Genomic DNA, 5325 nt, shown 5'->3' on the forward strand with positions numbered 1-5325 from the left:
AAAGAAATCAAGTCATCGGCTTATTAGTACCAGTCAGCTCCACACTTTACAGTGCTTCCACATCTGGCCTATCAACCCAGTAATCTACTGGGAGCCTCACCACCACAAGGGTGACGGAGATCTCATCTCGAGGCCGGCTTCCCGCTTAGATGCTTTCAGCGGTTATCCATCCCGAACGTAGCCAACCAGCCATGCCCTTGGCAGAACAACTGGCACACCAGAGGTCCGTCCAACCCGGTCCTCTCGTACTAGGGTCAGATCCTCTCAAATCTCCAACGCGCGCAGAGGATAGGGACCGAACTGTCTCACGACGTTCTAAACCCAGCTCGCGTACCGCTTTAATGGGCGAACAGCCCAACCCTTGGGACCAACTCCAGCCCCAGGATGCGACGAGCCGACATCGAGGTGCCAAACCATGCCGTCGATATGGACTCTTGGGCAAGATCAGCCTGTTATCCCCGAGGTACCTTTTATCCGTTGAGCGACAGCGCTTCCACAAGCCACTGCCGGATCACTAGTCCCGACTTTCGTCCCTGCTCGACCTGTCAGTCTCACAGTCAAGCTCCCTTGTGCACTTACACTCGCCACCTGATTGCCAACCAGGTTGAGGGAACCTTTGGGCGCCTCCGTTACTTTTTGGGAGGCAACCGCCCCAGTTAAACTACCCACCAGGCACTGTCCCAGAACCCGATCAGGGTCCGTAGTTAGATATCCAATATGACCAGAGTGGTATTTCAACAACGACTCCACCCAAACTAGCGTCTGAGCTTCACAGTCTCCCACCTATCCTACACAAGCCACACCGAACACCAATACCAAGCTGTAGTAAAGGTCACGGGGTCTTTCCGTCCTTCTGCGCGTAACGAGCATCTTTACTCGTACTGCAATTTCGCCGAGTTCACGGTGGAGACAGCTGGGAAGTCGTTACGCCATTCGTGCAGGTCGGAACTTACCCGACAAGGAATTTCGCTACCTTAGGATGGTTATAGTTACCACCGCCGTTTACTGGGGCTTAAATTCAAAGCTTCGACCCAAAGGTCTAACCTCTCCTCTTAACCTTCCAGCACCGGGCAGGCGTCAGTCCGTATACATCCACTTGCGTGTTAGCACGGACCTGTGTTTTTAGTAAACAGTCGCTTCCCACTGGTCTCTGCGGCCACCACACCCTTTCGGAGTAAATCCTAATAAGTGGATGGCCCCCCTTCTCCCGAAGTTACGGGGGCATTTTGCCGAGTTCCTTCACCATGATTATCTCGATCTCCTGAGTATTCTCTACCTGACCACCTGAGTCGGTTTGGGGTACGGGCAACAGCAAACCTCACGTCGATGCTTTTCTTGGCAGCATAGGATCACCTGCTTCCCCTAACGGGTCCGCATCATGTCTCACCCAAAGCCGAAAACTATTCATAATCGACGGGCTACACATTTACACCGGGACAACCATCGCCCGGCACAGGCTACCTTCCTGCGTCACACCTCACGCTCACCACCCCAGTATCGGGTTCGCAACCTCCACCACGCACATCACCCGAAGGATCCGTAACACGGCTTTGGATAGCTGAGCACTACTGGTTAGGTCTTTGACGGTTTACCGCCGGTACGGGAATATCAACCCGTTGTCCATCGACTACGCCTGTCGGCCTCGCCTTAGGTCCCGACTTACCCAGGGAAGATTAGCTTGACCCTGGAACCCTTGGTCTTCCGGAGGACGGGTTTCTCACCCGTCTTTCGCTACTCATGCCTGCATTCTCACTCGTGTGGCATCCACGACTGGTTCACACCGCCGCTTCACTCGCCACACGACGCTCTCCTACCCATCCATACGGCTGGACCACGAAGGCCTACCTGATATATGAATGCCACAACTTCGGTGGCGTGCTTGAGCCCCGTTACATTGTCGGCGCGGAATCACTTGACCAGTGAGCTATTACGCACTCTTTCAAGGGTGGCTGCTTCTAAGCCAACCTCCTGGTTGTCACAGCAACTCCACATCCTTTTCCACTTAGCACGCGCTTTGGGACCTTAGTTGGTGATCTGGGTTGTTTCCCTCTCGACTATGAAGCTTATCCCCCACAGTCTCACTGCTGCGCTCTCACTTACCGGCATTCGGAGTTTAGCTGACGTCAGTAACCTTGTAGGGCCCATCGGCCATCCAGTAGCTCTACCTCCGGCAAGAAACACGCAACGCTGCACCTAAATGCATTTCGGAGAGAACCAGCTATCACGAAGTTTGATTGGCCTTTCACCCCTATCCACAGCTCATCCCCTCAGTTTTCAACCTAAGTGGGTTCGGTCCTCCACGACGTCTTACCGTCGCTTCAACCTGGCCATGGATAGATCACTTCGCTTCGGGTCTAGGACACGCGACTGAATCGCCCTATTCAGACTCGCTTTCGCTACGGCTTCCCCTCACGGGTTAACCTCGCCACATATCGCTAACTCGCAGGCTCATTCTTCAAAAGGCACGCCGTCACAGATACAAAGCCTGCTCCGACGGATTGTAAGCAAACGGTTTCAGGTACTATTTCACTCCCCTCCCGGGGTACTTTTCACCTTTCCCTCACGGTACTAGTCCGCTATCGGTCATCTGGAAGTATTTAGGCTTATCAGGTGGTCCTGACAGATTCACACGGGATTTCTCGGGCCCCGTGCTACTTGGGATACACACCACGCGGTAAAACCATTTCGGATACGGGACTCTCACCCACTCCGGTCGCCCGTTCCAAGGCGTTCTCCTATAGCTTCACTCTCACGTTCGAGGCTCAGCAGCGCCTCACGGTATGTCCCGCAACCCCGACCATGCAACCCCTGCCAGGTATCACACATGATCGGTTTAGCCTCATCCGGTTTCGCTCGCCACTACTCCCGGAATCACTGTTGTTTTCTCTTCCTGTGGGTACTGAGATGTTTCACTTCCCCACGTTCCCTCTACCCGCCCTATATATTCAGGCGGGAGTCACCAGGTACGCACGCGCCCTGGCGGGGTTTCCCCATTCGGAAATCCTCGAATCATAGCCCGTTTATCGGCTCCCCGAGGCTTATCGCAGATTACTACGTCCTTCTTCGGCTCCAGATGCCAAGGCATCCACCGTTTGCTCTTATAAACTTGAAATCACATAAGTATTCAGAAACACACACCACCCAAAAAGGGTGGCATGTGACCAATGAAATTATTTAAGTATCTCAAGACAAGACAACCACCACCCCAACCCCGAAAGGTCAAAGCAGATCATCTTGTCTTGAAAGATGCTCGCGTCCACTGTGTAGTTCTCAACGTACGGTCGATCCCACCCCCGTAGACAACACGTTCTACGACAGCAGGTCAGGTACCCCAGTCCACCACACCCCAAACAGGGTGTGACCGGCTGGTCTCCCAGGACCCAATAGCATGCACTCGGTACTCACTCACCCACCCACCCACGCTTTCCAATCCCCCCGCCGAAACGAAGAAACGTACTCACACAGAAGAGCCAGCAAGCCAGCTTGTCTTATGTTCCACCCATGAGCAACTCGCAGTGAACGAATGTCACTGATCGAGTCATTCTGCACCCCCAAACAGGGGTGAGTGCTCCTTAGAAAGGAGGTGATCCAGCCGCACCTTCCGGTACGGCTACCTTGTTACGACTTAGTCCTAATTACCAGTCCCACCTTCGACAGCTCCCTCCCACAAGGGGTTAGGCCACCGGCTTCGGGTGTTACCGACTTTCATGACTTGACGGGCGGTGTGTACAAGGCCCGGGAACGTATTCACCGCAGCGTTGCTGATCTGCGATTACTAGCGACTCCGACTTCATGGGGTCGAGTTGCAGACCCCAATCCGAACTGAGACCGACTTTTTGGGATTCGCTCCACCTCGCGGTATCGCAGCCCTTTGTATCGGCCATTGTAGCATGCGTGAAGCCCAAGACATAAGGGGCATGATGATTTGACGTCATCCCCACCTTCCTCCGTGTTGACCACGGCAGTATCCCATGAGTTCCCACCATTACGTGCTGGCAACATAGGACGAGGGTTGCGCTCGTTGCCGGACTTAACCGAACATCTCACGACACGAGCTGACGACAACCATGCACCACCTGTTTACGAGTGTCCAAAGAGTTGACGATCTCTCGCCCGTTCTCGTATATGTCAAGCCTTGGTAAGGTTCTTCGCGTTGCATCGAATTAATCCGCATGCTCCGCCGCTTGTGCGGGCCCCCGTCAATTCCTTTGAGTTTTAGCCTTGCGGCCGTACTCCCCAGGCGGGGAACTTAATGCGTTAGCTACGACACAGAACCCGTGGAACAGGCCCTACATCTAGTTCCCAACGTTTACGGCATGGACTACCAGGGTATCTAATCCTGTTCGCTCCCCATGCTTTCGCTCCTCAGCGTCAGTAACGGCCCAGAGATCTGCCTTCGCCATCGGTGTTCCTCCTGATATCTGCGCATTCCACCGCTACACCAGGAATTCCAATCTCCCCTACCGCACTCTAGCTTGCCCGTACCCACTGCAGGCCAGAGGTTGAGCCTCTGGTTTTCACAGCAGACGCGACAAGCCGCCTACGAGCTCTTTACGCCCAATAATTCCGGACAACGCTTGCACCCTACGTATTACCGCGGCTGCTGGCACGTAGTTAGCCGGTGCTTTTTCTGCAGGTACCGTCACTTGCGCTTCTTCCCTACTAAAAGAGGTTTACAACCCGAAGGCCGTCATCCCTCACGCGGCGTTGCTGCATCAGGCTTGCGCCCATTGTGCAATATTCCCCACTGCTGCCTCCCGTAGGAGTCTGGGCCGTGTCTCAGTCCCAGTGTGGCCGGTCACCCTCTCAGGCCGGCTACCCGTCGTCGCCATGGTGAGCCATTACCTCACCATCTAGCTGATAGGCCGCGAGTCCATCCCGAACCAAAATTCTTTCCACCTACACACCATGCGGTGATAGGACATATCCAGTATTAGACGCCGTTTCCAGCGCTTATCCCAGAGTTCGGGGCAGGTTACTCACGTGTTACTCACCCGTTCGCCACTCATCCACCCAGCAAGCTGGGCTTCAGCGTTCGACTTGCATGTGTTAAGCACGCCGCCAGCGTTCGTCCTGAGCCAGGATCAAACTCTCCGTAAAAAACGATTGCCACACACCACAGGGAAAAACCGTGACATGCGACGAGTTCAATCTGGCAACAGAACCATCAAAACTGACGATTCTTGTTATCCAAAAAAGGAATCTCCCACACCCACCACAAAATGGTGAATGTCGGGGATTATAAATTAAATTGGCATAAGACAATTTAAGTGCACACTATTGAGTTCTCAAAGACCAGACACCACCCGTCACCCCCAACCAAGG

The 5325-nt window shown here is 54.0% G+C and carries 2 rRNA genes; both read right to left on the minus strand.

What is annotated here, in order from left to right:
• Window positions 1-3: 3 nt before the first annotated feature.
• Window positions 4-3112, minus strand: a 23S ribosomal RNA gene (locus tag ACFWHR_RS15335).
• Window positions 3113-3576: 464 nt separating this feature from the next.
• Window positions 3577-5100, minus strand: a 16S ribosomal RNA gene (locus tag ACFWHR_RS15340).
• Together the 16S and 23S rRNA genes form the textbook arrangement of a ribosomal RNA operon.
• Between the last annotated feature and the right edge of the window lie 225 nt (window positions 5101-5325).

The organism is Leucobacter sp. NPDC058333 (assembly GCF_042726155.1).
Taxonomy (GTDB): domain Bacteria; phylum Actinomycetota; class Actinomycetes; order Actinomycetales; family Microbacteriaceae; genus Leucobacter.